The organism is Embleya sp. NPDC005575 (genome assembly GCF_040605455.1).
Lineage (GTDB): Bacteria > Actinomycetota > Actinomycetes > Streptomycetales > Streptomycetaceae > Embleya.
On sequence record NZ_JBEXCV010000003.1, the window covers coordinates 40,587 to 66,656 of the forward strand.

Genomic DNA, 26,070 nt, shown 5'->3' on the forward strand with positions numbered 1-26,070 from the left:
ACCGGGAGGTGTCCGGTCCGTGCGGCGCAGACGAACTTTCGAACACCGTGTCGATTTCCGCTCCCCTGGTGTCGCCGCGCCGCGCGAGGATCGGCGCGGGTCGTCCTCGTCGGGGGGAGCCGATCCCGAATGCGGGTGAGAGAAGTGGAGTTGCCGTGAGCGGCACCGAACGATCCACCGCCTCGCAGGGACGCGCCCTGTCCGTCGCCGGTGTCATCGCGCTGTGCGTCGCGCTGCTCGCGGGCTGGCTCGGCGTGGTCGCCGGCTCGGCCGGCGCAGCCGAGCCGGGCCGCCCGGCCGTGACGGTGTCGCAGAGCACCAACCTGGTCAACCAGCGCATCCTGGTCAAGTGGACCGGCTTCACCTTGGCGGCCGGCACCAACAGCGTCGTCGTGATGCAGTGCAAGGGCACCTCGCCTCAGCCCCGGGACTGCTGGGCGCCGCGCTGGACCGAGAAAGGCGAAGAGGTCAAGCAGCCCGACTCGGTACCGCCGGGAGCCTCCACCAAACAGACCGGACTGCCCACCGCCGCAGACGGATCCGGGCAGGCGTGGATCCAGGTACGGCCGGCGCTGCGACTGCCCGAGCTCGGCTGCTCCGACCGCCAGGTGTGCTCGATCGTGGTGTTCGTGACGCCGGCCGAGGGAAGCACGGCCTCCTCGTTCAAGCCCTTGGAAAACGTGGAGTTGGGCCTGTCGTACGGTCCCAAGGACACCGAGATGGCGCTGGCCTTCGCCGCCGGCCAGTATGCGCTCACGCCGTTGTCCTTCGTGCCCGCGCCCGACGCGTGCCCCGGCATGGAGCACCCCGACCTCTCGGTCAACGGGGCCGGCGAGTTCACCCAGGCGGGTTCCTCATGGGTGTTCGGGCTGTGTACCGCCCGAACCAACACCGTCAACATGACGGTGAGTGCGGGCTCCGGCCCCAGCGGGCGCGAGGTCTTCCTCAACAAGAGCGTCGACGTCGGTGTCACCCAACAGCCCATCGCCGGCCCCCTCGACAGCGCCCGCCCGGTGCCGCTGGGGGGTATCCGAGACAAGGCGAAGACGGTGTACGCGCCGCTGACCAACGGCGCACTGGCGTTCTCGTTCAATATCGACGACGTGCAAACGCACCTGCCCGTCACATCGATGAAATTGACCCCACGCCTGGTCGCGAAGCTGATCACCGGGGCATACCCGGCCGCGCCGCACGGTCCCGGTGCGATTCTGCAGTTGTCCCAGGACCCGGAGTTCACGGCCATCAATGAAGAGCACGCCTGGCCCGTCGCCGTGCGCACCCCGATCCTGCGGGGGGTCCAGGACGACACCATCTGGGCGCTGACCCAATGGCTCGTCTCCGACCCGGAGACGCTCACATGGCTCTCCGGCACGCCGGACGCCAACGGCATCGTGTGTCCCGCCGAGTGGCGGGTCGGCCCAGCGACCTACCCCATGGCGGTGTACACCAACCGACTGGAGATGCTCGCCAACACGAACGTGCCGCAGTCGGTGTACGAGGACATCGTCAACCGGCTGGGCAACTCGGTGCCGACCAACCGCAGCATCACCGACGTCGGCCCGAAGGACGACGGTCAGGACAAGTACGGCTACCACAACGTCATGGCGATCACCTCGGTCGAGGCGGCCACGCGCATGGGCACCCCGATGGCCAAAATCCGCAACGCCGCAGGCAACTTCGTCGATCCGACCGACCCCGCGACCGTACGCGCCGGCCTCGCCGCCGCCAAGCCGGGCCCGGACGGAGTCACCCTGACCAACGACTTCCGCAGCACGGTCGCGAACGCCTACCCGCTCACCGTCACCAATGTGGCGATGGTCTCCACCGACAAGCTCACCGCCGCCAAGGCGACCAAGATCGACACCTTCCTCGCCTACGCGGCGACGGCCGGCCAGATACAGACCGGAAGCTTCCAGCCCGGCGCGCTGCCGCCCGGCTACATCCCGCTCAGCGCCGCGCAGAAACAGCAGATCACCGACGCCCGCAAGAAGATCGCCGACGCGCCCAAGTGGACCGGCGAAACGCCGCCGCCCACCACCGCGCCCGTCGCCCAGGGCAACAACGCCGGCAGCTCGGCCGGTTCGAGCGCCGGCAACAACGGCGGCCCGAACACCCCGGGCACGGTCGACCCCAGCGGCACTCCCACCGCCGCGCCCTCGACCGCACCCTCCACCGCCCCCATCGGCGCGGCTGCCCCACCCACCGACAAGGGTCCGTTCCCCTCGGTCGCCAACGTGATCAAGGACGCGCTCGACGGCGACCCGTCGGCGCTCGTGCTCCTGGTCCTGATGTGCGTCAGCGGGGCCGCGCTGATCGCATGCCCGGTACTGCTCTCGCTCGGACACAAGCGCCGCACCGGTGGCTGGCCACCACCGGTGGCCGCCGTTCTGCGCCTGGTCGGTCGCCAGGGGGCTGCCACATGACCGCCGACACCGTCTCCAAGGTGCCCGCGACCGCGCCGGCGAGCGCACCCGCGACCGAACAGGCGCCCGCGAGCGCACCCGCGGGCGCCGGCGGGCAACCGCCCGCGACCGCGGACAAGCCCCGCACGGGGCACGCGGACCCGTACACGATCGCCGGCGCGTCCGTCGCGCTGCTGGCTCTGCTCATCGCGGGCTTCGTCGGCTACCTGTACGTGGTCTCCGACATCCAACAGGCCCGCGACCAGAGCATCCTGGCCGACCGGCTCTCCGACGAGCTCTACCGCGACGTCGGCCCGCTCGGCGGCAACATCGACAAGGGCAGCCCGGTCGCGATGCTGCGCATCCCCGCGATCGGCGTGCGCCAGGTCGTGGTCGAGGGCACCACCGCGGACTCGCTCGCCAAGGGGCCCGGACACCTGCGCACCAGCGGCCTGCCCGGCCAGGGCGGGCACAGCGTGATCATGGGACGCTCGCACACCTTCGGCGGCCCGTTCCGGGACCTCTCGCGACTGCGCGTCGGCCAACGCATCGAAGCCATCACGCAACAGGGTGAGTTCACCTACAAGGTGATCGAGCGCCGGCACGTGGCCAACGGCAAGGACGACGTGCTCGCGCCCGGCCGGGAGAACCGGCTCGTGCTGATCACCGCCGACTCGTGGATCCGACCCGGTGGGCGCACCGTCGTGATCGCCGAACTGCAGGGTGCCCCCAAAGCCCAGGAGGGTCGCCGCCCGCAAGGTCTACGCGCGGACGAGAAGGGCACCGGCGGCTACGCGGACGCCGGCGTGCGACTGCTTCTGTGGGCACAGGCGTTCACGCTCGTGCTCGTCGTCCTGGTCTGGGCGCTGCGCCGCCACCCCGATCGCCGAGGCACGCTCCTGCTCGGCACCCCGGTCGTGCTCGCCGTCGTGTGGGCACTGTACGAATCCGCCGCTCGCGTACTCCCGGCGACGCTCTGACGCCGGCTCTCGTCCCGTCCCACTCCACACCCCGGAGGCTCCGCACGTGACCAGCCCGGACAGCGGTGCGACGACTCTCGCTCCCGCAGCCGAGACCCAGCCTTTACCGGCTCAATCCGCCGGTGGGCGTGGCTCGACGCTCACCGCGGATGCCGTCAGCGCCTGGTTCGGCACTCACAAGGTGCTCGAACGCGTCGACCTCGTGATGGCGGCCAACTCCGTCACGGCCCTGATCGGGCCGTCCGGCTGCGGCAAGTCCACCTTCCTGCGCATCCTCAACCGGATGCACGAACTCGTGCCCAGCGCGCAACTCGCGGGCCGGGTCCTGCTCGACGGGGAGGACATCTATGACTCCACCCGCCGCCCGATCGAGACCCGGCGACGGGTCGGGATGGTCTTCCAAAAGCCCAACCCGTTCCCGGCGATGTCCATCTACGACAACGTGGTCGCCGGCCTGAAACTGACCGGCGTGCGCAACGCCGACAAGGACGCCGTCGTGGAGTCCTCCCTGGTGCGGGCCGGCCTGTGGATGGAGGTGAGAAATCGGCTCAGGCAACCCGGCGGTGCGCTCTCCGGAGGCCAGCAGCAACGTCTCTGCATCGCCCGCTCCCTGGCGGTCGACCCGGACGTACTGCTCATGGACGAGCCGTGCTCGGCACTCGACCCGACCTCCACCCGCCGGATCGAGGACACCATCGGCGAACTGCGCGACGACATCACCATCGTGATCGTCACGCACAACATGCAACAGGCCCAACGCGTCTCCGACCATTGCGCGTTCTTCCTCGCGGCGGAGAACACCCCCGGCCACATCGTCGAGGCCGGACCCACCACCGCGATCTTCGGCGCCCCCCGCGACCCTCGGACGGCCGACTATGTCGCCGGTCGCTTCGGATGAGTCGCGGGCCCCGGACGGTACGCCGGAACGGCACGCGCGCTACGACGTCCACCTGGACGCCGAGCAGCACGTGCGGTGGCGGCTCATCGCCCCGAACGGCCGCGTGCTCGCGCGGTCCGCTCGGGGCCATGTCACGGCGGGGGCCTGCCGTATCGAGCTGGACCGGCTGCGTCGCCGGGTGGTCGACCTCGTGCCCGTCATCGGACGGGCCACCGGTGCGCCGGGCTGGTTCTGGAGCGTGGCTCTCGAACCCAGTGCTCCCGTCGCGTTGTCGGCCCGCACCTACGAGCGCCTGGAGAGTTGCCAGGTGTCCTACGAGAGATTCGTCCGCCTGCTGACCGTCACCGAGCCCGACGACTGGTGACCTGGGCCGCGAGCCCGCCACGATCGCGACGGTCGTGGCGGCGCGCCCCCCGCAGTGGACTCTCCCGTTACGGGAGAGGGCACCGTGGTCGGTCGGAGGTGATGAGGATGTTCCTCGGCATCGGAGACTTCGCACGCGCCACGGGCCTGACCGTCAAGGCGCTGCGCTGGTACGACGAACAGGGTGTGCTGGTGCCCGCGGACGTGGATCCGCACACGCGCTACCGCCGCTACACGATCGGCCAACTCGAACAGGCGGGGCTGGTCCGCGCGCTGCGCACGGCCGGCGTACCGCTCGCGGCCATCCGCAGCGCGATGCGCGACGGCGGCTCCCCGCACGAGGCGCTGCGCGCGCGACGCGAGGCGGTCCTGGCCGAACGGGCGCGCGAGGATCGAGCCCTCGCGACGGCGGAGCGGGTACTCGCGGGCGCAGGTCTCGACTACGTCGTGCGCCTACGCACGACCCCGCCGCTGGCCTGGGTGGGCGTGGTCGAGTACGTCGTGCTGCCTGTGGGCGCCGACGCGGACCCGGTGGTCGCGGGCCCCGGCGGTGCCGTAATAGACGCCGACGCCGCGATCGAGGGTGCCTTGCTGGACCTGTACGCGAGCCTGCACGCGGACGGCCTCGCGCCCATTGGAGCGTTCTGGCTGGATCTGGGTCGACCCGCGGACGACGCCGGCGCCGAGGTCGGGCTGTGTGTGCCGCTCGCCGCGCCGGTGCCCGAGGGCTGGTCCGTCCCCGGACGACGGACGATCGCCGGCACGCGCCAGGCCGGCCGCGAACTGACCACCGACCACGTGGTCACCGACGACGACCCCGACGACGGCACCGCCGTGCATCCGGCGTTCGCCGCGCTCGTGCGGGCCGCCGCCGAGCAGGAGTTGTCGATCGACCTGGGCACCCTGCGGCAGCAATGCCCGCGAGAGGTCGCGGGCGCCCCCGGGGATGCCAGCCGTACGGTGGTGGGACTGTCCGTCGACGTCGACGGATGAGGGCGTAATCGAAAGCGCGATCGCAGATGCGACCGCAGGCGTGTCGGGGGACCTTCCGGAGGGCGTACCCGGAGGGTGCACACCGGCGAAAAGCTATCGTCGGCGACCGTGTGCCTGGCACATAATCGGCCTGGTGTTCCTGACCATCGCAACCACTCATCAGCCCGCCACCGACCTCGGCTTCCTGCTGCACAAGCACCCCGGGAAGGCGCAACGGTTCTCCACGACCTACGGCGAAGCACACGTCTTCTACCCCGAGGCGGACGACGCGCGCTGCACCGCGGCGCTGCTGCTCGACGTCGACCCGATCGCGCTCACGCGCGGGGTCAAGCGGGGCAAGAGCGCCAAGGGCTCGCCCGACCTGGCGCTCGCGCAGTACGTCAACGACCGGCCCTACGCCGCGTCGTCGCTGCTCGCTGTCGCGCTCGGTACGGTCTTTCGTACCGCGATGCAGGGGCGCTGCGATGCACGCCCCGAACTTCCGGCGATGCCGATGCCGTTGGAGATCGAGGTGCCCGCGCTGCCCGCGCGCGGCGGCGAGGAGATGGTCCGGCGGCTGTTCGAGCCGCTGGGATGGCAGGTGGCGATCGAGTCGATCCCGCTGGACCCGCGCTTCCCGGCGTGGGGTGAATCGCGTTATGTGCGGCTCGCGTTGAGCGGCACGATGCCGCTCGCGGACGCACTGCGGCAGCTGTATGTGCTGCTCCCGGTCCTGGACAACGCGAAGCACTACTGGGTCGCGCCCGACGAGGTGGACAAGCTGCTCCGAGCCGGCGAGGGCTGGCTGTCCGCGCATCCGGACCGCGACCTGATCGCGAGCCGCTACCTCTCGCGCCGTCCCACCCTCACCCGCAGCGCGATGGAGCGCCTCGCCGAGATCGACGAGACCGCGCCGGAGAACCTCGACAACGCGATACCGGACGACGCCGGCGAGGATGCGGAGGCGGGCGAGGACTCGGGTGCGGTCGCAGGCGTGACGCCGGCGGGTGTGCCTGCGAGTGTGGGGTCGGTGGCGACCGAGGGTGTCGCACCTGCGCGTGCGGCCGCAGGCATCGTGGCTGCGGGTGTGACCGAGGGACCTGGGGGTGCGGTCGCGGCTGCGCCTGCGGGCGTGGGTGCCGTGCCTGCGACCGAGGTCCTCGCGAATGCGCCGGCGACCGTCGACGTGGCGGTCGCCGGCGAGGGCGCGGGTGCGGACGAGCGACCTCCGACGCTCGCCAGGCAGCGACGGGACGCGATCGTGGCGGCCCTGCGGGCGGCCGGGGCCGAGCGCGTGCTCGACCTGGGCTGCGGCGACGGCAAGTTGATTGGGGCGCTGCTCAGGGAGCCGCGCTTCCGCGAGATCGTCGGCGTCGACGTGTCCACCCGCGCGCTTACCATCGCCGAGCGCAAACTCAAGCTCGCCCGGATGTCGGAACGGCAGCGCGATCGCGTGCGGCTGATCCAGGGTGCACTCACCTACACCGACAAGCGGCTCGTCGGCTACGACGCGGCCGTGCTGTGCGAGGTGATCGAGCACCTGGACGAACCGCGCCTGCCCGCCCTGGAATACGCCGTCCTCGGCTCGGCCCGGCCGGTGACCGTCGTGGTCACCACGCCCAACGTCGAGTACAACGTCCGCTACGCCCCCGAGCAAGAGGGCGGCGAGGGCCTCGCGGCCGGCGCCATGCGGCACGGCGACCACCGCTTCGAATGGGACCAGGCCACGTTTCGCGCGTGGGCCGAGAGGGCGGCGGCCAAGTACGGCTACGCGACCCGATTCGAACCGGTCGGCGAGGTCGACCCCGAGGTCGGCCCCTCGACCCAGATGGTCGTGTTCACCCGTACCGAGAGCGAAGTTGCCGGCATCCCGCACGCCCGCGACACACCCGCACCCGCACCCATTCCCACCGCCAACGACGAAGGCACCGGAGCAACGGCATGACCCACGACGCGAGCGCCCGCCGTGCATTGACCATGCCCGACCTGTGCCTGGTGGTCCTGATCGGCACCACCGGCGCGGGCAAGTCGACCTTCGCCGGCACCCACTTCAAGCACACCCAGGTGCTGTCCTCCGACTACTTCCGCGGACTGGTCGCCGACGACGAGAACGACCAGTCGGCCTCCGGCGACGCGTTCGAGCTGCTCCACCACGTCGCCCGGATGCGCCTCGCGTCCGGCCGGCTGACCGTGGTGGACGCGACCAACGTGCAACGCGAGGCCCGCGCGCAACTGGTCAAGGTCGCCCGCGACCACGACGTGTTCCCGGTCGCGATCGTGCTCGACATCCCCGAGGCCGAGTGCCAGGCACGCAACTCCGGGCGCCCGGACCGGATGCACCTGCCCCCGCACGTGATCCAGCGTCAGCACCGGGACCTGCGCCGATCGCTGCGTGGCCTGCAACGCGAGGGCTTCCGCAAGGTGCATGTGCTCACCGGCGTGGACGAGGTCGCACGCGCCGAGATCGTGCACGAGCGCCGATACAACGACCTGAGGCACCTGACCGGCCCGTTCGACGTGATCGGCGACATCCACGGCTGCCGCGCCGAGTTGGAATCGCTGCTGGTCGAACTCGGCTACGGGATCACCCGCGACGAAGCGGGGCGACCGGTCGACGCCGCACACCCCGAGGGCCGAACCGCCGTTTTCGTCGGCGACCTGGTCGACCGCGGACCGGACACCCCGGGCGTACTGCGCCTGGTGATGGGCATGGTCGGTGCCGGGCACGCGCTGTGCGTGCCGGGAAACCACGAGAACAAGCTGGTGCGAGCGCTCAAGGGCCGGCAGGTCAAGACCACCCACGGACTCGCCGAGTCGCTCGAACAATTGGCGTCGGAGAGCGAGGAGTTCCGCCGGGAGGTGGTCGACTTCTGCGAGTCCCTGGTCAGCCACTATGTGCTCGACGAGGGCCGACTCGTGGTGTGCCACGCGGGGTTGCCGGAGAAGTACCACGGTCGGATGTCCGGGCGCGTGCGCAGTTTCGCCCTGTACGGCGACACCACCGGCGAGACCGACGAGTACGGCCTGCCGGTGCGCTACCCGTGGGCCGACGAGTACCGGGGCAAAGCGACCGTGGTCTACGGCCACACGCCCACGCCGCGTGCCGTGTGGGTGAACAACACGATCTGCCTGGACACCGGCGCGGTGTTCGGCGGCGACCTGACCGCGCTGCGCTGGCCGGAGCGCGAACTGGTCGCGGTGCAGGCCGAACAGGTCTGGTACGAGCCGGTGCGACCGATGGCCTCACAGGCCCCGGGCGGCCGGGACGGGCGCACCCTCGACCTGGGCGACGTGCTCGACCTGAGCTCCGGCGGGGTCGGTCGCCGGCATGTCGAGACGGCCGGCGCGGGCATGGTGACGGTACGTCAGGAGAACGCGGCGGCAGCCCTGGAGGTGATGAGCCGGTTCGCCATCGACCCGCGCTGGCTGGTCTACCTGCCGCCGACGATGGCGCCGTGCGCGACCAGCACGCTGCCGGGGCTGCTCGAACATCCCGCCGAGGCGTTCGCGCAGTTCCACGCGGACGGGGTTACCGAGGTGATCTGCGAGGAGAAGCACATGGGATCGCGCGCGGTCGCCCTGGTGTGCCGGGACGAGGCCGCCGCGCGCGAGGCGTTCGGTGTGGACGAGGGGATGGGCGCGGGCGCGGTGTGGACCCGTACCGGGCGCGGCTTCTTCCCCGATCGGGCCACCACGGACGGCTTCCTGGACCGGCTGCGCGCGGCGATCGACGCTGCGGCCCTGTGGGCCGAGCTGGACACCGACTGGTTGCTGTTCGACGCCGAGTTGATGCCGTGGTCGGCCAAGGCGCAGGAACTGCTGCGGCAGCAGTACGCCTCGGTGGGTGCCGCTGCGACCTCTGCGCTGCCGGTCGCCGGCGCCGCGCTGGCGCGTGCACTCGAACGCGGCATCGACGTCGGCGAACTGGCCGACCGCATCACGGGCCGTGAGGGCAACGCGCACGCCTTCGTCGATGCGTACGGCCGGTACTGCTGGGAGACCGACGGCCTCGCGGGGCTGCGCTTCGCGCCGTTCCAAGTGCTCGCCGGGCGCGGCGGGTCCTACCTGGGCCGGGACCACGCATGGCATCTCGCGCTCGCCGACCGACTGGTGGCGGCCGACCCCTCGGGGCTGCTCGCCCCCACCGGCCGGCTGATCGTGGACGTCACCGACGACAAGCAGGTCGCGGCCGGCGTCGAGTGGTGGACCGAGCTGACCGCCGCCGGAGGTGAGGGCATGGTGGTCAAGCCGCTCGCCGGCGAGGCCGCGCGGGTGGCGAACCGGCGGGTGCAACCGGGGGTCAAGTGCCGGGGCCCGGAATACCTGCGGATCATCTACGGCGCCGACTACACCGAACCGGTGAACCTGGAGCGGTTGCGCAATCGTGGTCTGGGCCACAAGCGCTCGATGGCGCTGCGTGAGCACGCGCTGGGCACCGAGGCGCTGGACAGGCTGGCGGCCGGCGAGGCGTTGTGGCGCGTGCACGAGGCGGTTTTCGCCGTCCTCGCGCTGGAATCGGAACCGGTGGACCCCAGGCTCTGAGGCCGCGTCACCTGTTCGCAGCAAGGGCGGTATTCGTGCCGGCGCGGATACCGCCCTTGCGTACGTGATTGCCGGAAACTTTCGGGTATGTCGCTTCAGTGCCCAGTGCCGATCGAGGCGGGTCGAAGGTCCCGTGTCGATCGGTCCGAGTGTCGTCGCAGGTCGTGACCTGTGTCGGAGGTTCGCTCCCGACAGCGGGTGCAGGATCCTCATGTGGTGGAAAACGGAGCCGAACACAGGCGCCGGGCCCCCTCGACACACGGAGGAGCAGCGATGAGCCAGGCGGTGGATCCCCAGGCCCCGACGGCGTCAACCGCGGCCGAACCCGTGGCGGGCGACGCCTCGCAGGGCACCCTCGGGCTCCCGCAGGCGACCGCGCTCGTGGTCGGCGGCGTCGTGGGCACCGGGATCTTCCTGCTGCCGGCGACCCTCGCCAAGTACGGCACCATCAGTATCCTCGCCTTTGGCCTGGTCACCGTCGGCGCCCTGGCGATCGCGACGATCTTCGGCAGGTTGGGCGCACGCACACCGGCGGCCGGTGGGCCCTACGCCTACGCCCGCGAGGCGTTCGGCGAATTCCCCGGATTCCTGAACGCGTGGTCGTTCTGGATCACCGCCTGGGCCGGCAACGCCGGTATCGCGGTGGCCTGGGTCGGCTACGTGAACTACTTCCTGCACTGGGACTCCGAACCGGGCAAAATCGCGATCGCCCTGGTCGGCCTGTGGATCCCGGCCCTGATCAACCTGTCCGGGGTCAAGAACATGGGCCTGTTCCAGGTCGTCACCACCGTGCTCAAGTTCGTTCCGCTGATGTTCGTGGCCATCGTCGGGCTGTTCTTCATCAACAGTGGCAACTTCGGCGAGTTCAACGCGAGCGGCAAGAGTTTCCTCGGCGCACTGCAGGTCTCCGCGGCGCTGGTGGTGTTCGCCTACTCGGGCATCGAGGCCGCGTCGGTGGCCTCCGAGAAGGTCAAGGATCCCGAACGCAACATCGGCAGGGCCTCGATCTACGGCACGCTGGCATGCGCCGCCGTGTACATGCTCAGCACGATCGCGGTGATGGGCAACGTTCCGCGAGCCGAACTCGTCGACTCCTCCGCCCCGTTCTCCGACGCGCTGAACAACATGTTCGGCGGCGGCGTCTGGGGCGGCATCATGGCCGCGATGGCGATCGTCTCGGGCATCGGGGCGCTCAACGGCTGGACCATGCTGTGTGCGGAGATGCCGTACGCGGCGGCCAAGGACGGCGTATTCCCGCGACCGTTCGCCTCGGTCAGTCGGGCGGGCGTGCCCGTCTTCGGCATTCTGGTCGCCACGGTCTTGACCTCGGTGGTGGTCGCGATGAACTACCTGTGGTCCGAGGACGCCTTCGAGACGATCCTGCTGCTGGCCACCGTCACCACCGTGATCCCGTACCTGTTCTCCGCGTCGGCGCAGCTGTTCTGGCTGGTCACCCGCGAGCGCCTGGTCACCCACGCGGCGCCGGCCAAGGACCTGACCATCGCCGGCGTGGGCTTCCTGTTCACCCTGTGGATGGTCTACGGCGCGGGCTCGGACGCGGTGCTCAAGAGCCTGATCATGTTGCTGCTCGGCATCCCCGTCTACATCTGGGTCAAGGCCTCGCGCGGCGAATACGGCCCAGGCGGCACGGAGGCGACGAATGTCGAGGTCGAGCACGACACCGTGGACGTGCGCGAATAGCGGCGCGCGCTCCCGGCGTGCGTCGTACCCCTCGGAACCGGAAACACCATCCGCAGACGGAAGCGAAAGCGGAGCGGAAGCAAAAGCGCAAGCGCAAGCGGCACCGAGCCGGAACCGAAAACCAGAACCGAAACCACCGCCGAAAGCACCACCGAAACCAGGTCCGGTCCCGATGGCCGGAAAGCACACCGCAGTTCGAAAAGGTCAGGAGGACCATTCCATGGGGTTCCACGTCGAGTCGGAGACCGGTCGCCTCAAGCAGGTGATCCTGCACCGCCCGGATCTGGAGATGAAGCGGCTGACCCCGACGAACAAGGACGAGCTCCTGTTCGACGACGTGCTGTGGGTCAAGCGGGCCCGCGAGGAGCACGACGGCTTCGCGGACGCGCTGCGCGATCGTGGCATTCGCGTCCATCTGTTCACCGACCTGCTGCGCGAGACGCTCTCCGGCGAGCCGGCCGCCAAGAAGATGGTGCTGGACCGGGTCTTCGACGAGCGCGAGTTCGGTCTGCTGGCAGTGGACGAACTGCGCGTTCTGTTCGAGGGCTTCGACGCCAATGAACTGGTCCGCTACCTGGTCGGCGGCATCACCAAGCGCGAAATCCTCGAGTACATGCAGGAGCCGCACAGCGTCGCGTTCCACACCATGGACGTGGACGATTTCGTGCTCAAGCCGCTGCCGAACCACATCTTCACCCGCGACACCTCGTGCTGGGTCTACGACGGCGTCGCGGTGAACGCGATGATGATGCCCGCCCGCCGGCGCGAGACCGTGCACTTCGAGGCGATCTACAATTACCACCCGAATTTCGCCAAGGGTGACTTCAACGTATGGAACCCGGGCCAGAGCAGTTTCCCGGCGACGATGGAGGGCGGCGACGTCCTGGTCATCGGCAACGGCGCCGTCTTGGTCGGGATGAGCGAGCGGACCACCCCGCAGGGCGTCGAGGCGCTGGCCCGTGCACTGTTCAAGCACGGTTCCGCGACGAAGGTGGTCGCGCTGAACATGCCGAAGAAGCGCGCGTTCATGCACCTCGACACGGTGATGACGATGCTCGACGGCGAGACGTTCACCAAGTACGCCGGCATGGGCATGCTGCCGTCGTACACGATCGAACCGGGAGAGCACGAGAAGGAACTCAAGGTCACCGACCACCCGGCCCACGACATGCACAAGGCGATCGCGAGCGCCCTGGATCTGTCCGACATCCGGGTCCTGGCCGCGACCCAGGACGTGCGCTCCGCCGAGCGCGAGCAGTGGGACGACGGCTGCAACGTGCTGGCGGTGGAACCAGGCGTGGTCTTCGCCTACGAGCGCAATGTGACCACGAACACCTACCTGCGCAAGAACGGCATCGAGGTGGTCACCATCCGCGGCAGCGAACTCGGTCGCGGTCGTGGCGGGCCGCGCTGCATGAGTTGTCCGGTGGAGCGCGAGGCCGTCTAACCTGGCGGTTTGCCGATCCGTGCGACCCGTCCGAGCCTACGACCGATGCGTTGTGCGATTCGTCCGTGCGACGTCTCGCCCGACCATTTCGCGGGCCTTTCGATCCCGTCCGAAAAGAAGCCTGGAGCCATGGCCTTCAATCTGCGTCACCGCAACTTCCTCAAGGAATTGGACTTCACTCCCAAGGAGTTCAACCACCTGCTCGACCTCGCCGCGGACCTGAAGGCCGCCAAGTACGCGGGCATCGAGCGAAAGCGCCTCGTCGGCAAGAACATCGCGCTGATCTTCGAGAAGACCTCCACCCGCACCCGGTGCGCGTTCGAGGTCGCCGCGTACGACCAAGGCGCGGGTGTGACCTACCTCGACCCGGGCGGCTCGCAGATCGGGCACAAGGAGTCGATGAAGGACACCGCGCGGGTGCTCGGGCGGATGTACGACGGTATCGAGTACCGCGGCAGCAAGCAGGAGTACGTCGAGGAGCTCGGCAAGTACGCGGGTGTGCCCGTGTGGAACGGCCTGACCGACGAGTGGCACCCCACCCAGATGCTCGCGGACATGCTTACCATGCGCGAACACTCCGACAAGCCGCTGCACCAGGTCTCGTTCGCCTACCTCGGTGACGCCCGCAACAACATGGGCAACTCGCTGCTGATCACCGCCGCGATGCTGGGCATGGACGTACGCATGGTCGCGCCCAAGGAGTTGTGGAACGACCCGGCGATCGTCGACAAGGCCAAGGAGATCGCGGTCGCGACCGGTGCCCGGATCACCCACACCGCCGATGTCGGGGAAGGCGTCAAGGGCGTGGACTTCCTCTACACCGACGTGTGGGTGTCCATGGGCGAGCCCAAAGAGGTCTGGGACACCCGGATCGCGCAACTCAAGGCATACCAGGTCAACATGGACGTGGTGAGGGCGACCGACAACCCCAAGGTCAAGTTCATGCACTGTCTTCCGGCGTTCCACGACCGCAACACCAAGGTCGGCCAGGACATCTTCGAAAAGACCGGCATGGAGGCGCTGGAGGTCACCGACGAGGTCTTCGAGTCGGACTTCTCGATCGTCTTCGACGAGGCCGAGAACCGCTTGCACACGATCAAGGCGGTCATGGTCGCCACACTCGGCGACTAGAACACGTTACGAGGATCTGCGCGGCCCGGGCACCGGACCACCACCGGTACCCGGGCTGCTCGTGGTTGTGGAACGCACCATTCATCCTGATATGCCGCGACATCGCGATCAGCCGCCGGTCGATCGCGATCGCCGCCCCGGACCGAAGGGATCCACCATGCGCGTCGTCGTCGCCCTCGGCGGAAACGCGATGCTTCAGCGCGGGGACAAGCCCGACGCCGACATCCAGCTGCACAATATCCAAAAAGCGGTCAAGTCGCTGGCCCCGCTGGCTCGCGAACACGAACTCGTGGTCACCCACGGCAACGGCCCCCAGGTGGGCGTCCTCGCTCTCCAGTCCGCCGCCGACCAGTCGCTCAGCCAGCCCTACCCGTTCGACGTGCTGGGCGCGATGACGCAGGGCATGATCGGCTACTGGCTGCTCCAGTCGCTGCAGAACGCACTGCCTGGCCGGCAGGTGTGCTCGCTGATCAACCAAACCCTCGTCTCCACCGCCGATCCCGCATTCCAGGATCCGACCAAGTTCGTCGGCCCGATCTACGAGGAGGACGAGGCCAAGCGGCTGGCGAGCGAGCGCGGTTGGATCGTCAAACCGGACGGCAAGTGGTGGCGCCGAGTGGTGCCCTCACCCAAACCCGCCCGGGTGGTGGAGACCCGACTGATTCGACAACTGCTCGCCTCCGGGGCCGTCGCGGTGTGTGCGGGTGGCGGTGGCGTGCCGGTGGTGCGCAACGAACTCGGCCAACTCACCGGCGTCGAGGCCGTGGTGGACAAGGACCTGACCGCGGCTCTGCTGGCCGAGGCCCTGGACGCGGACGTGTTGTTGCTGCTCACCGACGTCCCCCGAGTGGTACGCGGATTCGGGCAGCCCGACGCGCAGGAAATCACCAACGCCACCCCCATGCAACTGCGCGCCGGTGACTTCCCGGCCGGTTCGATGGGCCCCAAGGTCGACGCGATCTGCCGCTTCGTCGAGATGACCGGTGACATGGCCGCGATCGGCGCCCTCGACCAGGCCGCCGAGATCCTCCGGGGCAACGCCGGGACGATCGTCACGCCGAGCGGCAAGTATCCGGAGACCAGCCTGTTGTAGGGGGCGATCGGGCGATGAAAGGGGCCGGGGGATGCGGCCGGCGGGTGTGTGTCGTCGACCGCGGGCGCCGGTCGACCCCCGGGGTGCGGGTGGCTTGGATCGCGGCGGACGCACGCGCGGGCGCGGGTTGTGGTGACGATCTTTTCGACTGCGGATCGGCAAAGGGTCTGGTCCGATCGGCCCGTGTGCTGTGACCATGTCGAGCATGGCCGTCTCCGTGATGCCTGCCGCCGACACACTCGCTCGAACGCTGCTCGCCGCCAGAGGCGCCGAGTGGGGTGACTGGTCCGTCGAAGCCCTCCAGGAGACCGCCGGGCGACTCGGCTGGGAGACGCGCCTGGACGAGGACGGGCACGTGGCCATCGAGACCGGCATACCCGGGCTGCTGTGCAGCGGGGAATCCGGCGAGCGTGTCGAGGGCGCGCCGTGCGTACGCTTCACCGCCCCGCTACCGGTCCGGGTGGATCCGCCGCCGCCGATGCCCGGGCTCCAGGGGCCGTCCGTGCCCGGCCAGTACGCCTACGGTGCCGGTGCCTGGGGCGCCGTGCCCTATGTCCGGGATCGCGGGCGGGAGTTGGACGCCGCGCACACCAGGCTCGGCGCGGCGCTGACCGCGACCCTGGGCCCGGCACCCTGGCGGGGCGGCCCCGCCGCGTGGCTGCGCTGGCGATCGCGACGGATCACCCTGCGGCTCTCCCGAGACGACGCGAACGAGGCGCTCGTCATGGAGTTGTTCCCCACGCGCGCCGGCGAGGCGTTCGAACGGCGCGGTTTCGAGCGGGCCGGTTCGCTGGCCGACCTGCCCTACATCTGGTGCGTAAGCAGGCCCGACATGAGCCTTGCCGAACTTTTCCTGCCGTTCGGGCCGGACCCGCGCGACTGGGAGGACTTTTGTGACGCGCTGCCGCGCGTACTGTCCTCGTTGGTCGTGGACATGCCGCTGGTCGGCTGGGTGGAACCAGTCCTGCTGGTGCTGGGCGACGTCGCCGAGCCCGCGCACACGGTCGAGATCCGGGTCGGGCAGGACCGCCTCGAACTTGGCAACGTGCCCGGCAATGGGCGCCAAGTGTGGCTGCGCCCGGGTGCCGAACACGCGGTCGCGGCGGCCGAGTCGATCCTGGAGGCGTTCGCGTTCTGGAGCATCGACGGCGTGCGTCGGCTGCGCACCAGAGCGTGGACGTCGGGCGGCTACGTCGACCTGCCCGGCATCGGAGTACGCCCCGAGGGGACACACCCGGACGACGCGTGACCACAACGGCGCGACGCGCGATGCCCGACCCGTGAGCGGAGTGCGCTCGCACCCGCGACCGCGACCGCGACCGTGCCCGCATCAGCGCCTGCGCCCGTGCCCACGCGTGCGCTCGCGTACCTGACCGGACGCACCCGCGACCGTCTCCCGCGCGCGCTCGCGACCGCACCCGTGTCGCGGGCCGGGCTCGTGCAGGGCTCAGTTCGTCAGTCCTTGGTGCCCGCCCGCCACTGCAGGCCCCAGCCGTACGCCTGGTCGACCTTCTGCTGGTTGCCCTTGATGTAGCGCACCTCGCGCTGGATGGTCAGATCCCCCCCCTGGTTCTGGACGAGTGCGATCGCGCACGAGCGTGCCGCGCCGCCGGTCTCGTCGAGCCGGATCTCCAACTCGGGGCCGGTCGCCGGCGTCAGCGTCACCACCGCCTGCGCGTCGTCGAACGTCACGCCCTTGTAGATGAACGCGAAGATCAACAGCCGCTTGAAGCTGCTCTTGTGGTCGAGGTTGATGAACAGGTTCTCGCCGGCGGTGTTCGCGCCGGTGCGGTCGTCGCCGTCCAGGAACACGTACGGCGGCTTGTCCGGCGAACCGAACATGTTGCCGAGTGCCTGCACGATGCCCTTGGAGCCGTCGTTCAGCTCCCACAGGCAGCACAGGTCGAGGTCGGTCGGCCCCATCAACCGCTTGAGCATGCCCCGCCCGGGAGCGGCCTGCACCCAGTTGAGGTTCACCCGCATCCGACTGCCGGTGATGCCCTCCTTGCTGAGCGACACCATCGGCGAGGCCTTGGTCAGCGTCACCTTGCTCAACCGCACGGGTGGCCTGCTCGGCGCGCTCGCCGGCGGCGGGGCGGCCGGCGGCCGCGCCGGCTCGGGCTTGCGGACGTTCAGCCGAGGCGCCGGCGGCGGCGTCGTCGACACCGGCGGGGGCGGCGTGGGCGCCTGCACCCGAGGAGGCGCCGGCGCCGGCGGAGGCGGGGCTGTCACCGTGATGCCGAAGTCGGTGGCGAGCCCCTCCAGTCCCGTCGAGTAGCCCTGTCCGATCGCCCGGAACTTCCAGGCCCCACCACGGCGGTACAACTCGCCCGCGAGCATCGCGGTCTCCACCGTCGCGTCCGCGATGTCGAACCGGACCAGGTCCACCTCGGCCCCGGGGTCGCTCACCAACAGGTGCAGGTCACGGATACCCGCGAAGGTGCCGCTGTGCGCCGAAGCCGCGAGCACCACCCGATCCACGCTCGCCGGGATCGACCCCAGATCGATCTCCAGCGCGTCCCGCGACCACGTCCCCTCGTCCTTGCCGACGTGGCGAACCGCGCCGGAGGGATGGGTCGGCTGGTTGTAGAACACGAAGTCGGCGTCGCCCGAGACGCGACCCGACGCACCCAACAACAGCGCCGACGCGTCCAGGCCCGGCGTACTCGGTCCCGGCCGCCAGACGAAGACCGCGCGCACCTTCGCGGCGGCCACCGGCGTGTTCTGTCCCTTGCCCAACTGCTGCACCATGCGCACGATCGTCACACGAGTGGGCTGATCGGTTCATCCTTTGCGGCGAAAAAATCGGGTGCCCACCCGTACGGGTCAGTGAAACCGGGGTGAAACGTCCCCGCTCGTCCGCTACTCTTGCTCGCCTTGCCCGGGGTGTTGCGGACCGGGGCCGGCGTTCGACACGCATCAGGCCCGGCGCAACGAAACCAAGAGTGAGCATCCCCACGCCTCCGCCCGAGGTCACTTCGGTATGCCCGCAGTCGCGTGCCCCGTCGGCCTCGCCGACGCCGCACGCTGCCCGGGGAAAGGGATTTCACCATGACGTTCGCCTTCGCGCGCCCACTGCGGGCCGACCACCCGCCGGATCGGCGGGCCCGCCTGTACCGCTTCGGCGCGCTCGTCGGTGCGGGCTTCCGCCGCTGGTCCACCTATCGACAGGCCGCCCTCGCCGGCTTGTTCACCAACACCGTCTTCGGGGTGATGATCTACTCGCTGATGCGCGCCCTCACCGAGGACGGACGCCGACCCGGCGGCTATGACGCCGCCCAGCTCGCCACCTACGTCTGGGTCGGTCAGGGCATCCTCAGCGTCGTACACGCCTGGACCTGGAACGAACTCGCCGACCGCGTCCGCAGCGGCGACGTGACTGCCGACCTGCTGCGCCCGATCGACCCGTTCGAGGCATTTCTGGCTGCCGACCTCGGTCGGGCCGCCTACGCGGTGCTCGCCCGAATGCTGGTACCCGTCCTCGCCGGCGCGCTGATGTTCACCATGTACGTTCCACAACGCCCTTACACGATCCCGCTGTTCGTGCTCTCGCTGATCCTGGGCACGATACTGAGCTTCACGCTGCGCTATCTCGTCAACCTCGGCGCGTTCTGGCTCCTCGATGCGCGCGGCCTCGGCGCGGTGTGGCTGCTCGCCTCCGGCGTGTTCGCCGGGTCCTTCTTCCCGCTGCGCTTCCTGCCCGGCTGGGCCCAGGCGGTGTTGTGGTTCGGTACCCCGTTCCCCGGCCTGTTCCAGATCCCGCTCGACGTCGTGGTCGAACGCCCCGGACCCGCACCGCAGATCGGCAGCGTCGTACTTCAACTTCTCTGGGTTGCGATCCTGGTGCCCCTCGTCCTGCGTGTGCAGCGGGCGGCGACCGACAAGCTGGTGATCCAGGGTGGCTGAGCCGAGTGCGGGCCAGGCGTACGTGCGCCTGGTGCAGGCCCAGGTCCGCAGCCAGACCCAATACCGCACGTCGTTCTGCGTCGACCTCGCGTCGTGTGCGCTGAGCACACTCGTCGAGGCTGCGGTCGTCCTGGTGGTGTTCCGCGTCTCGCCAACGGTAGGCGGGTTCGGGCTGCGTGAGGTGCTGGTGATGTCCGCGCTCGCGGTGTTCGCCTTCGACCTCGCGGACCTGATCGTCGGCAACATCGAACGACTGTCGCTGTACGTGCGCAAGGGCATGCTCGACGCCATCCTGGTCCGGCCGTTGCGCGTGCTGCCGCAACTGCTCTCCACCGACTTCGCGTTGCGCCGGATCGGCCGGGTGGCGCAGTCGTCCGTGCTGCTCGCGGTCGTCCTCGTGTACGCGGCGCCTCATTGGACGCCGGCGCGCGTACTGATGCTCGTACTGACCCCGATCGCGGGCTGCGCGCTGTTCGCCGCGGTGTTCGTGTCGGGCGCCTGTGTCGCGTTCTGGTTCGTCGAATCCGGCGAGATCGCCAACGCGTTCACCTACGGCGGCAAGGAGTTCGCGCGCTACCCGGCGACGATTTACCCCGGGCTGCTGCGCCGGGTATTCGGTTACGGGGTCGGCCTCGCGCTGGTCGGGTATCACCCCACGCTGTTCCTGACGGGGCATGCGGATCCACTCGGTGGGCCGGACTGGCTCGCCTGGCTTTCCCCGGCCGTCGCGGCGTTCGCGTGGCTGATTGCGTTGCTGCTCTGGCGGACGGGGATTCGGCACTACAGGAGTACGGGATCGTGACCGCGACCGGGATCATGACTGCGATCGAGACCGACACCGAGACGATGATCGAAGTGCGTGACCTACGCAAGGAGTTCACCGTCCGGCGCAAGGTCGGTCGAATCCGCCGGGAATCCCGGACGGTGGCCGCCGTGGACGGTGTCGCGTTGAGCATCGCGCGAGGTGAGACGGTCGGCTACATCGGACCCAACGGGGCAGGCAAATCGACCACCCTGAAGATGATGACCGGCATCCTGACGCCGACCTCGGGACACGTGCGAGTCTGCGGCCTGGAACCGGTGCCCCGACGACGCCGGCTCGCCCGCCGGATCGGGGTGGTCTTCGGCCAGCGTTCGCAACTGTGGTGGGACCTGCCTTTGCGTGAATCCTTCCGGTTGCTGGGATTCGTCTACGCGGTGCCGCGCGCCGAGCACGAGGTCCGGCTCCGCCGCTGTCGGGCGATGCTCGAACTGGACGAGTTCATGGACACACCGGTGCGCCAACTCTCGCTTGGGCAGCGCATGCGCGGCGAGATCACGGCCGCCCTCCTGCACGGTCCGGACGTGTTGTTCCTGGACGAGCCGACAATCGGGCTCGATGTGGTCAGCAAGCAGTCGCTGCGCGCTTTCCTGGCCGAGATCGGCACACGCGGGGACGTTACGACCGTGCTCACGACGCACGACCTCGCCGACATCGAGCACCTGTGCCGGCGGCTGATCGTGATCGACCGCGGACAGGTCGTGCACGACGGGACGCTGGAGTCCCTGCACGCACGCTACGGCTCGCGCCGGCGCGTGGTCGTCGACCTGGACGAGGCGCGTGCGCTGGACGTGCGGACGCCCGGCATCACGATCGAGGCGATCGAGGCGGACGGCAGACGGGTCACCTTCGCGCTGGACGGCGTGCCGGCGGGCGAGTTGATCGCCAGAATCGCGCGCGACGGGGGATTGCGGGACGTGTCCGTGCGGGAGCCCACGATCGAGGAGGTGGTCGCGCGGCTGTATCGGGGGTGAGAGGGCGACTTCGTGGATGGCCGTGGCCTATGGGCCACGGCCTGTGGCCCGCGGCCCTGCGGTCGTGATTCGGTCGGGCTCCTGCGTCGAGTTGTGGACGACCTGTGGGGCGGGCGTTGTGCCGGGCTCCCGGTTTGAGGGATTGCCCCCTGCGGTCGGGTGGTGTCTCGGGAGAGAGTCTTCCCGAGGGGGACGGGAGATGACGCGTAGTCGGGACGAGGTCGTCGGTGCCGGTTGTCGCGGTGGGCGGCCGGACGCTTTCCATTGCCGGCCGACCCGGGACACCGCTGGTACTTCGCTCGCGAAGGCGTCGTCGCGGCCTTGGCCGGGGCCGCGGCGACGCTGCGGGCGGCGGAACCCGACGCGGCGATGGCCGGGTGGGTGGGCGACGCCGACCCGGACCAGATACGGATACTCGCCGCCGCGTCTGCCCGTCCTCCCGCCCTGGGCGAGGCGGATGATGGTCGCTATCGAGACCGATCGCAGTGCGTAACGTGCGGAGTCGTCCGCGCGCGAGCGCGAGTGGCTGCGGCGGGCTCGTCTGGAGGAGCCGGGGGTGCGTCGTGTATCGCTCGTGGAGGGGGGACTGGATCCGTGACCCCGACAAGCAGGTCCGTCAGATCGTGGCGCTGTACCGGTCCGCGACGGGCGTCACCGAGGTGGCTGCGACAAAGGAGTGATGCGGGAGTTCGGGCCCGGTGCGTCCCGCCGTTCCCGGTCCGCGAGGCCGCACCACGTCGTATGGCGTATAAGCCGATGACAAGGACGGCTCGGTGAGCAGATCGAGCTGGGACGCGGCTGCCGCGCCGCGTTCGCGATGCCCGACACACTGCCCCTGTACGCCGTCACCACGGTGCTGGCGATGGTCCTGGTGGGGCTGTACTTCGTCACCGGAGCCGATTCGCCTCGCTCGTGCTCGGTTCGCTTGGGCGAGGCCGAGGCGACGGAGCCTTCCATCGACACCACGGCGGGATCTGAGCGCGCCGATCTGATTGGATCTGTTCGGGCGATCTCGCCCCGATCGGTCGTGGTGGTGTCAGAGCGAATCCGGGCGTATCCTGGTCGGGAGGCCTCGGTGCTGTTGGAGGACGAGCGTCGCGAACTGTGCGAGTTCGGACGCCGGATCGTTGAGTGCGGCCTGGTGGTCGGCGCCTCCGGCAACCTGAGCGTGCGCCGGGGTCCGTTGGTCGCGATCACCCCCTCCGGTGCCCCATTGGAACGCATCACACCTGCCGAGTGCGCGGTCGTGGACCTGAAGGGCACGGTGGTGGAGGGCACGCGGACGCCATCCTCCGAGACGCCGATGCACCTCGCGTTGTACGAGAGCGACCCGCACGCCGGAGCCGTGGTGCACACGCACGCCGTGTTCGGTGCGGTGGTGGCGACGACTCTGCCGGTGTTGCCGGCGATCCACTACAACGTGCTGCTGCTCGGAGGCCACGATGTGCGGGTCGCCCCGTACGCGACCTATGGGACGCCGGAGTTGGCGGACTCGGTGCGGGCGGCGCTCGCGGGTGGTAGAAGCGGGGCACTGCTGGCCAACCATGGGGGCGTGACCCTGGGGCGGGATCTGATCGAGGCGTACGACCGCACCAAAATCCTGGAGTGGTTGTGCGAGGTCTACGTGCGCTCGCTCGCGGTGGGCACGCCCAGCGTGCTGACCGCCGCCGAGTTGGCGGCGGTCGAACGACGGATGACCGGGACGGGATGACCCGGGACGGGCCGGCCCGCAGCGCACCTCGGCCCGGCCGTCGGTCAGCGCTTGACGTCGATCACGATGCGGCTCGGGTTGGTCAGGACCGATGTGACCACTTGGTGCACGTTGCTCTTGTAGCCGATGCCCACCTTGAGCTTGCCCTCGAAGTCGCAGGTGACCGCGTACCCGGTGAGCGAGGGCATGTTGGTCACCACGGTGCGCGGGCCGGTGTAGGTGGCGTTGCCGTTGTCGTCGTGAGCCGCGCTCGCGATGTCCAACTCGACGTACTCGGCGCTGTTCGGGAAGCTGACCGGCTTCCCGCTCGCGCACTGTTGCAGACTGCTGGTGCCGGTGACGCCGTAGGCGGGCAGACCGGCGGAGAAGTCGAGGACCACACGGTCGTAGGTCACGTGTTGCCCGGTGCGGATGTTGGTGAGGTATGTGGTGCCGGCCGCCTGGGCGGTCCCGGACAACACGGTGGTGGCGGCGATGCCGACGACGGCGGCGACGCCGAGTGCGGAGCGGACGAGATGGCGACGGGGGGCGGATACAACAGCCATGACAGCCTCCGAATGAGCCGATATCTACAGCGACGAAACGTTTCGCGCTCTGGTTCCTGGATAAGCGATGTCGATCTTGAATGCACTCTTTCGAGGTAAATCAGCGCCCGTTCGCCCGCACTTCGCCTTTTCATGAGCAACCCTGGACACACGTCGGAACCGGGGCAACGGATTCGACGAACGGGGAAGTTCTCATGAACCGCATGCGACGCCGCTTTGCCTGCGCGCTGGCCTTGACCACGAGCCTGTTGACCGCTGCGGGGGCACCGAGCGCCTCCGCCACAGCGGCTGCGGCGACCTCGTGTGCGCCCGGGCAGGTGTGCTTCTGGACCGAGCCGGGCTTTGCGGGTGCGCCGGCGGCGACCTTCGAACTGAAGGGCGTCAACGTCGAGCAGTGCGTGTCACTGCCCGACGGGGTTGACGCACTGTCCTTCGCGAACCGCATGGATCGCTACGTGACGATGTATCAGAGCAGGGAGTGTGCCACCGAAGGGGACTTCAGCACGTATCCGGGCGAGGGGGTATTCGTGCCCGACGTCCCCTTCACGGTTCGGGCCTTCCAGATCTGGGAGAAGCCGTGACGGCGGGTATGGCGGGTGGTCGTCAACCCTGGGCTCAGGAACAGCCCGAGAAATCGAAGGACGCGACCATCCGATCGACCGTCGCGTCCGGACTCGGCGGTATCGCGAAGGTCTCGATGGAGGGCTTCGTGACCGGTAGCCACCACACCCGAGCGTGATACGTCGAGCCGTTGTCGCAACCGGCCGACCAACGGCAGTAATCGGCGGTCTTGGGTCCGACCGGGCGGGCCCCGCGTTCGACGATGGTCGAGGATGCGGTCATCGCGGTGCCGCGGGGTATTGCCCCGCGGCACCAGGCGTCGCCCTGCCAGACCCAGCCGGATCCGGATTCGAGATCCAGCGCCCGTCCCCACTCGTCGCCCGGGCGGATCGGGCAGGCGGATCGCGACGCCGTCCACCGCGCAGCCGTCGTTGGGACGACCCAGGAGCGTGGTGGGCGGCAGCACACACATCACGTGGGGGCCGTCCGTGCCCTGCTCGACCGTCCAGCCCGCCGGCGCGAGGAACTGAAGCCCTGGAGGCTGCGCCGGTCTCACCGGCCGCACTCGGAGGCATCGCTGGCGGGCGTGGCCCGGGGGTCGTGGGCAAGGCCGAGGCAGTGGGCGTGGCAGCTCCGGGCGTGGCGCCGTTCGGAGCGGTGGTGCCGCCCCGGCTGGCCTTGGAGGTCGGCGGATCCGTCCCGTGGGCGGCCGGTGGGTCCTCGTGGATCAGATTCGGCACCGGCACCGGCACCGCCGTACCGACGGCCGGCAGGCAAGCCACCACGGCCGCGGCGATCGGCCCGGCACGACCGCGGCTGCGTGGCCCGGGCGGGGGCAGTGCGGCGGGAGAGGGGATGTGCGCCGCTGGACGGGCCGAGGGTTGGCGGAGGGTCGGCGAGCGGCCTCGGCAACGGTGGGTGGCGGACGGCGCGTCGGCGCGGGCATGAGCCCGGGTGGGCGCCGACGGGGGCCTGATGCGCTGGGAGCATCGACACACGACCGCCTCCCCGGCCACGGCCGAATGGCGGGCGCCCGGTCGAGGCGTAGGCCAGCACGCCGCCGAGCGCGAACACGTCACCGGCCGGCGCCACTTCCGCGTCGAGGGCCTGCTCGGGGGCGAGGTAGCCGGGGAACCGACCGTGCTGCTTGTGCGGGCAGCTCGGTCTGCTCACCGATCGGTGAGATGCCGAAGTCGATCACGCGCGGACCGTCCTGGGCCGGCACACGTTGGAGGGTTTCAGGTCGCGGTGCACACCCCGGGCGTCATGCGGTGCGGCCAGAGCCTCGGCGAGGCCACCGGCCAACACGCGCACGGCCTCGGCGGGCAGCGGACCCTGCTCGGCGACCGCAGCGTGCAGCGACGGCCCGGGTTTGTAGGCGGTGGACAGCCACGGCTCGTCCGCGTCCGCGGCGTCCAGGACCGGCGCGTAGTACGGCCCGATCCGAGTCGGGTCACCGGCCTGAAGCTCGCGCATCGATCCCCTGAATCGATGAGTGTGCACGCTCCCCGGGCGCCGGACCGCCGTCAGCGCGGCATGCGCGTTACGAGGTTGAGCAGATCCTGCCAGCGCAGATCCGTGTGCGGGTCCCAGGCTCGCAAAACGGCCGCGGCGTGGATCAGATGGTCCCGAGCGCGGTCGGGCGCCGGTGCCTGAGCCTGCTCGCCTTCGCTCTCGGGCGCGTACTCGGGATCGGATTCGCACCCACGCGCCGGTCCGGGCTCGGCGTGCTCCCACGCGACCCGGAACAACGCCGCCACAGTGTCCGGTTCGAGGTGGCGGTCGTCCCGCAACGACGCCCCCATGCGCTGGAAGGCCGCCAGGAACGCGGCGGCCGTCGGCTCGTGGTCCGCCGCCAGGGCCTGGATCCGCTCTGCCGCAGCGCCGGGTGTCGGGCAGGTCGGGGTAGGCGGCCCCGCCACCCAGTACAGCTGCTTGTGCGGCATTCCGGATTCGATCACCAGTCGGCCGGCGATCGCGGCCATGCGATCGGCATAGCCCCCGGATCCGAAAACGCGCGCCGT

At 69.8% G+C, this 26,070-nt stretch carries 21 protein-coding genes; 17 read left to right on the forward strand and 4 right to left on the reverse strand.

The features are described 5' to 3' along the window. Positions 1–155 precede the first annotated feature (155 nt). From ABZS54_RS01480 to ABZS54_RS01535, 12 genes are all read left to right on the forward strand, one after another. Complete coding sequence (locus ABZS54_RS01480; RefSeq protein ID WP_355529447.1) at positions 156–2,423, forward strand: hypothetical protein; 2,268 nt, start codon at positions 156–158, stop codon at positions 2,421–2,423. Continuing rightward, complete coding sequence (locus tag ABZS54_RS01485) at positions 2,420–3,382, forward strand: class D sortase (protein WP_355529449.1); 963 nt, start codon at positions 2,420–2,422, stop codon at positions 3,380–3,382. The genes ABZS54_RS01480 and ABZS54_RS01485 overlap by 4 nt, the downstream gene beginning before the upstream one ends. Positions 3,383–3,563: 181 nt before the next feature. Next, on the forward strand, positions 3,564–4,280 hold the full coding sequence (locus tag ABZS54_RS01490) for a phosphate ABC transporter ATP-binding protein (RefSeq protein ID WP_355529637.1): 717 nt from the start codon (positions 3,564–3,566) through the stop codon (positions 4,278–4,280). Continuing rightward, positions 4,258–4,644 (forward strand): hypothetical protein, encoded by a 387-nt coding sequence (locus ABZS54_RS01495; protein WP_355529452.1) that lies wholly within the window; start codon positions 4,258–4,260, stop codon positions 4,642–4,644. Before ABZS54_RS01490 ends, ABZS54_RS01495 begins: the two co-directional genes overlap by 23 nt. 107 nt (positions 4,645–4,751) lie before the next feature. Continuing rightward, on the forward strand, positions 4,752–5,636 hold the full coding sequence (locus tag ABZS54_RS01500) for a MerR family transcriptional regulator (protein WP_355529455.1): 885 nt from the start codon (positions 4,752–4,754) through the stop codon (positions 5,634–5,636). Positions 5,637–5,769: 133 nt separating this feature from the next. Next, on the forward strand, positions 5,770–7,560 hold the full coding sequence (locus tag ABZS54_RS01505) for a 3' terminal RNA ribose 2'-O-methyltransferase Hen1 (protein ID WP_355529458.1): 1,791 nt from the start codon (positions 5,770–5,772) through the stop codon (positions 7,558–7,560). After that, positions 7,557–10,157, forward strand: coding sequence for a polynucleotide kinase-phosphatase (locus ABZS54_RS01510; RefSeq protein ID WP_355529461.1), 2,601 nt, complete (start codon positions 7,557–7,559; stop codon positions 10,155–10,157). The genes ABZS54_RS01505 and ABZS54_RS01510 overlap by 4 nt, the downstream gene beginning before the upstream one ends. A 273-nt stretch (positions 10,158–10,430) precedes the next feature. Next, on the forward strand, positions 10,431–11,858 hold the full coding sequence (locus ABZS54_RS01515; RefSeq protein ID WP_355529463.1) for an amino acid permease: 1,428 nt from the start codon (positions 10,431–10,433) through the stop codon (positions 11,856–11,858). Between the two features lie 220 nt (positions 11,859–12,078). Further along, positions 12,079–13,305: an arginine deiminase gene (locus ABZS54_RS01520; protein ID WP_355529466.1), complete on the forward strand. Its 1,227-nt coding sequence runs from the start codon at positions 12,079–12,081 to the stop codon at positions 13,303–13,305. 129 nt (positions 13,306–13,434) lie between these two features. Then, positions 13,435–14,436 (forward strand): ornithine carbamoyltransferase, encoded by a 1,002-nt coding sequence (argF, locus tag ABZS54_RS01525; protein ID WP_355529469.1) that lies wholly within the window; start codon positions 13,435–13,437, stop codon positions 14,434–14,436. A gap of 157 nt (positions 14,437–14,593) precedes the next feature. Then, complete coding sequence (gene arcC, locus ABZS54_RS01530; RefSeq protein WP_355529472.1) at positions 14,594–15,529, forward strand: carbamate kinase; 936 nt, start codon at positions 14,594–14,596, stop codon at positions 15,527–15,529. Between the two features lie 205 nt (positions 15,530–15,734). After that, positions 15,735–16,778, forward strand: coding sequence for a hypothetical protein (locus tag ABZS54_RS01535; RefSeq protein WP_355529475.1), 1,044 nt, complete (start codon positions 15,735–15,737; stop codon positions 16,776–16,778). A gap of 206 nt (positions 16,779–16,984) precedes the next feature. On the opposite strand, the gene ABZS54_RS01540 is transcribed toward ABZS54_RS01535, so the two are convergent. Then, a complete protein-coding gene (locus ABZS54_RS01540; protein ID WP_355529477.1) occupies positions 16,985–18,280 on the reverse strand; it encodes a TerD family protein in 1,296 nt (431 codons plus the stop codon). Positions 18,281–18,580: 300 nt separating this feature from the next. Between ABZS54_RS01540 and ABZS54_RS01545 the strand changes: the two genes are divergently transcribed. The 4 genes from ABZS54_RS01545 (at position 18,581) to ABZS54_RS01560 (ending at position 22,940) form a co-directional block, all read left to right on the forward strand. Beyond that, positions 18,581–19,435 (forward strand): ABC-2 family transporter protein, encoded by an 855-nt coding sequence (locus tag ABZS54_RS01545; RefSeq protein ID WP_355529480.1) that lies wholly within the window; start codon positions 18,581–18,583, stop codon positions 19,433–19,435. Next, positions 19,428–20,237, forward strand: coding sequence for an ABC-2 family transporter protein (locus ABZS54_RS01550; RefSeq protein WP_355529483.1), 810 nt, complete (start codon positions 19,428–19,430; stop codon positions 20,235–20,237). The genes ABZS54_RS01545 and ABZS54_RS01550 overlap by 8 nt, the downstream gene beginning before the upstream one ends. Beyond that, entirely contained in the window at positions 20,234–21,229 is a 996-nt protein-coding gene (locus ABZS54_RS01555; protein WP_355529486.1) for an ATP-binding cassette domain-containing protein, read from the forward strand. The genes ABZS54_RS01550 and ABZS54_RS01555 overlap by 4 nt, the downstream gene beginning before the upstream one ends. Positions 21,230–22,304: 1,075 nt before the next feature. Then, entirely contained in the window at positions 22,305–22,940 is a 636-nt protein-coding gene (locus tag ABZS54_RS01560) for a class II aldolase/adducin family protein (RefSeq protein ID WP_355529489.1), read from the forward strand. A gap of 44 nt (positions 22,941–22,984) precedes the next feature. Here the strand turns inward: ABZS54_RS01560 and ABZS54_RS01565 are convergent, their stop codons facing one another. Beyond that, positions 22,985–23,485 (reverse strand): hypothetical protein, encoded by a 501-nt coding sequence (locus tag ABZS54_RS01565; protein ID WP_355529492.1) that lies wholly within the window; start codon positions 23,483–23,485, stop codon positions 22,985–22,987. A 194-nt stretch (positions 23,486–23,679) separates the two neighbouring features. Here ABZS54_RS01565 and ABZS54_RS01570 point away from each other — a divergent pair, with 194 nt between their 5' ends. Further along, a complete protein-coding gene (locus ABZS54_RS01570; RefSeq protein WP_355529495.1) occupies positions 23,680–24,066 on the forward strand; it encodes a peptidase inhibitor family I36 protein in 387 nt (128 codons plus the stop codon). Positions 24,067–25,243: 1,177 nt separating this feature from the next. On the opposite strand, the gene ABZS54_RS01575 is transcribed toward ABZS54_RS01570, so the two are convergent. Continuing rightward, positions 25,244–25,522: a hypothetical protein gene (locus ABZS54_RS01575; RefSeq protein WP_355529498.1), complete on the reverse strand. Its 279-nt coding sequence runs from the start codon at positions 25,520–25,522 to the stop codon at positions 25,244–25,246. Positions 25,523–25,572: 50 nt separating this feature from the next. Beyond that, positions 25,573–26,031, reverse strand: a complete 459-nt coding sequence (locus ABZS54_RS01580; protein WP_355529501.1) for a hypothetical protein — start codon at positions 26,029–26,031, stop codon at positions 25,573–25,575. Between the last annotated feature and the right edge of the window lie 39 nt (positions 26,032–26,070).

Excerpts from the sequence above, each read along its gene's own strand:
- ABZS54_RS01575 (WP_355529498.1), bottom strand. The coding sequence starts at position 25,522 with ATGCGCGAGCTTCAGGCCGGTGACCCGACTCGGATCGGGCCGTACTAC.
- arcC (WP_355529472.1), top strand. The coding sequence starts at position 14,594 with ATGCGCGTCGTCGTCGCCCTCGGCGGAAACGCGATGCTTCAGCGCGGG.
- ABZS54_RS01545 (WP_355529480.1), top strand. The coding sequence starts at position 18,581 with ATGACGTTCGCCTTCGCGCGCCCACTGCGGGCCGACCACCCGCCGGAT.
- ABZS54_RS01485 (WP_355529449.1), top strand. The coding sequence starts at position 2,420 with ATGACCGCCGACACCGTCTCCAAGGTGCCCGCGACCGCGCCGGCGAGC.
- ABZS54_RS01510 (WP_355529461.1), top strand. The coding sequence starts at position 7,557 with ATGACCCACGACGCGAGCGCCCGCCGTGCATTGACCATGCCCGACCTG.
- ABZS54_RS01570 (WP_355529495.1), top strand. The coding sequence starts at position 23,680 with ATGAACCGCATGCGACGCCGCTTTGCCTGCGCGCTGGCCTTGACCACG.
- ABZS54_RS01515 (WP_355529463.1), top strand. The coding sequence starts at position 10,431 with ATGAGCCAGGCGGTGGATCCCCAGGCCCCGACGGCGTCAACCGCGGCC.
- ABZS54_RS01495 (WP_355529452.1), top strand. The coding sequence starts at position 4,258 with ATGTCGCCGGTCGCTTCGGATGAGTCGCGGGCCCCGGACGGTACGCCG.
- ABZS54_RS01520 (WP_355529466.1), top strand. The coding sequence starts at position 12,079 with ATGGGGTTCCACGTCGAGTCGGAGACCGGTCGCCTCAAGCAGGTGATC.
- ABZS54_RS01540 (WP_355529477.1), bottom strand. The coding sequence starts at position 18,280 with ATGGTGCAGCAGTTGGGCAAGGGACAGAACACGCCGGTGGCCGCCGCG.
- ABZS54_RS01535 (WP_355529475.1), top strand. The coding sequence starts at position 15,735 with ATGGCCGTCTCCGTGATGCCTGCCGCCGACACACTCGCTCGAACGCTG.
- ABZS54_RS01565 (WP_355529492.1), bottom strand. The coding sequence starts at position 23,485 with ATGGCTGTTGTATCCGCCCCCCGTCGCCATCTCGTCCGCTCCGCACTC.
- ABZS54_RS01500 (WP_355529455.1), top strand. The coding sequence starts at position 4,752 with ATGTTCCTCGGCATCGGAGACTTCGCACGCGCCACGGGCCTGACCGTC.
- argF (WP_355529469.1), top strand. The coding sequence starts at position 13,435 with ATGGCCTTCAATCTGCGTCACCGCAACTTCCTCAAGGAATTGGACTTC.
- ABZS54_RS01580 (WP_355529501.1), bottom strand. The coding sequence starts at position 26,031 with ATGGCCGCGATCGCCGGCCGACTGGTGATCGAATCCGGAATGCCGCAC.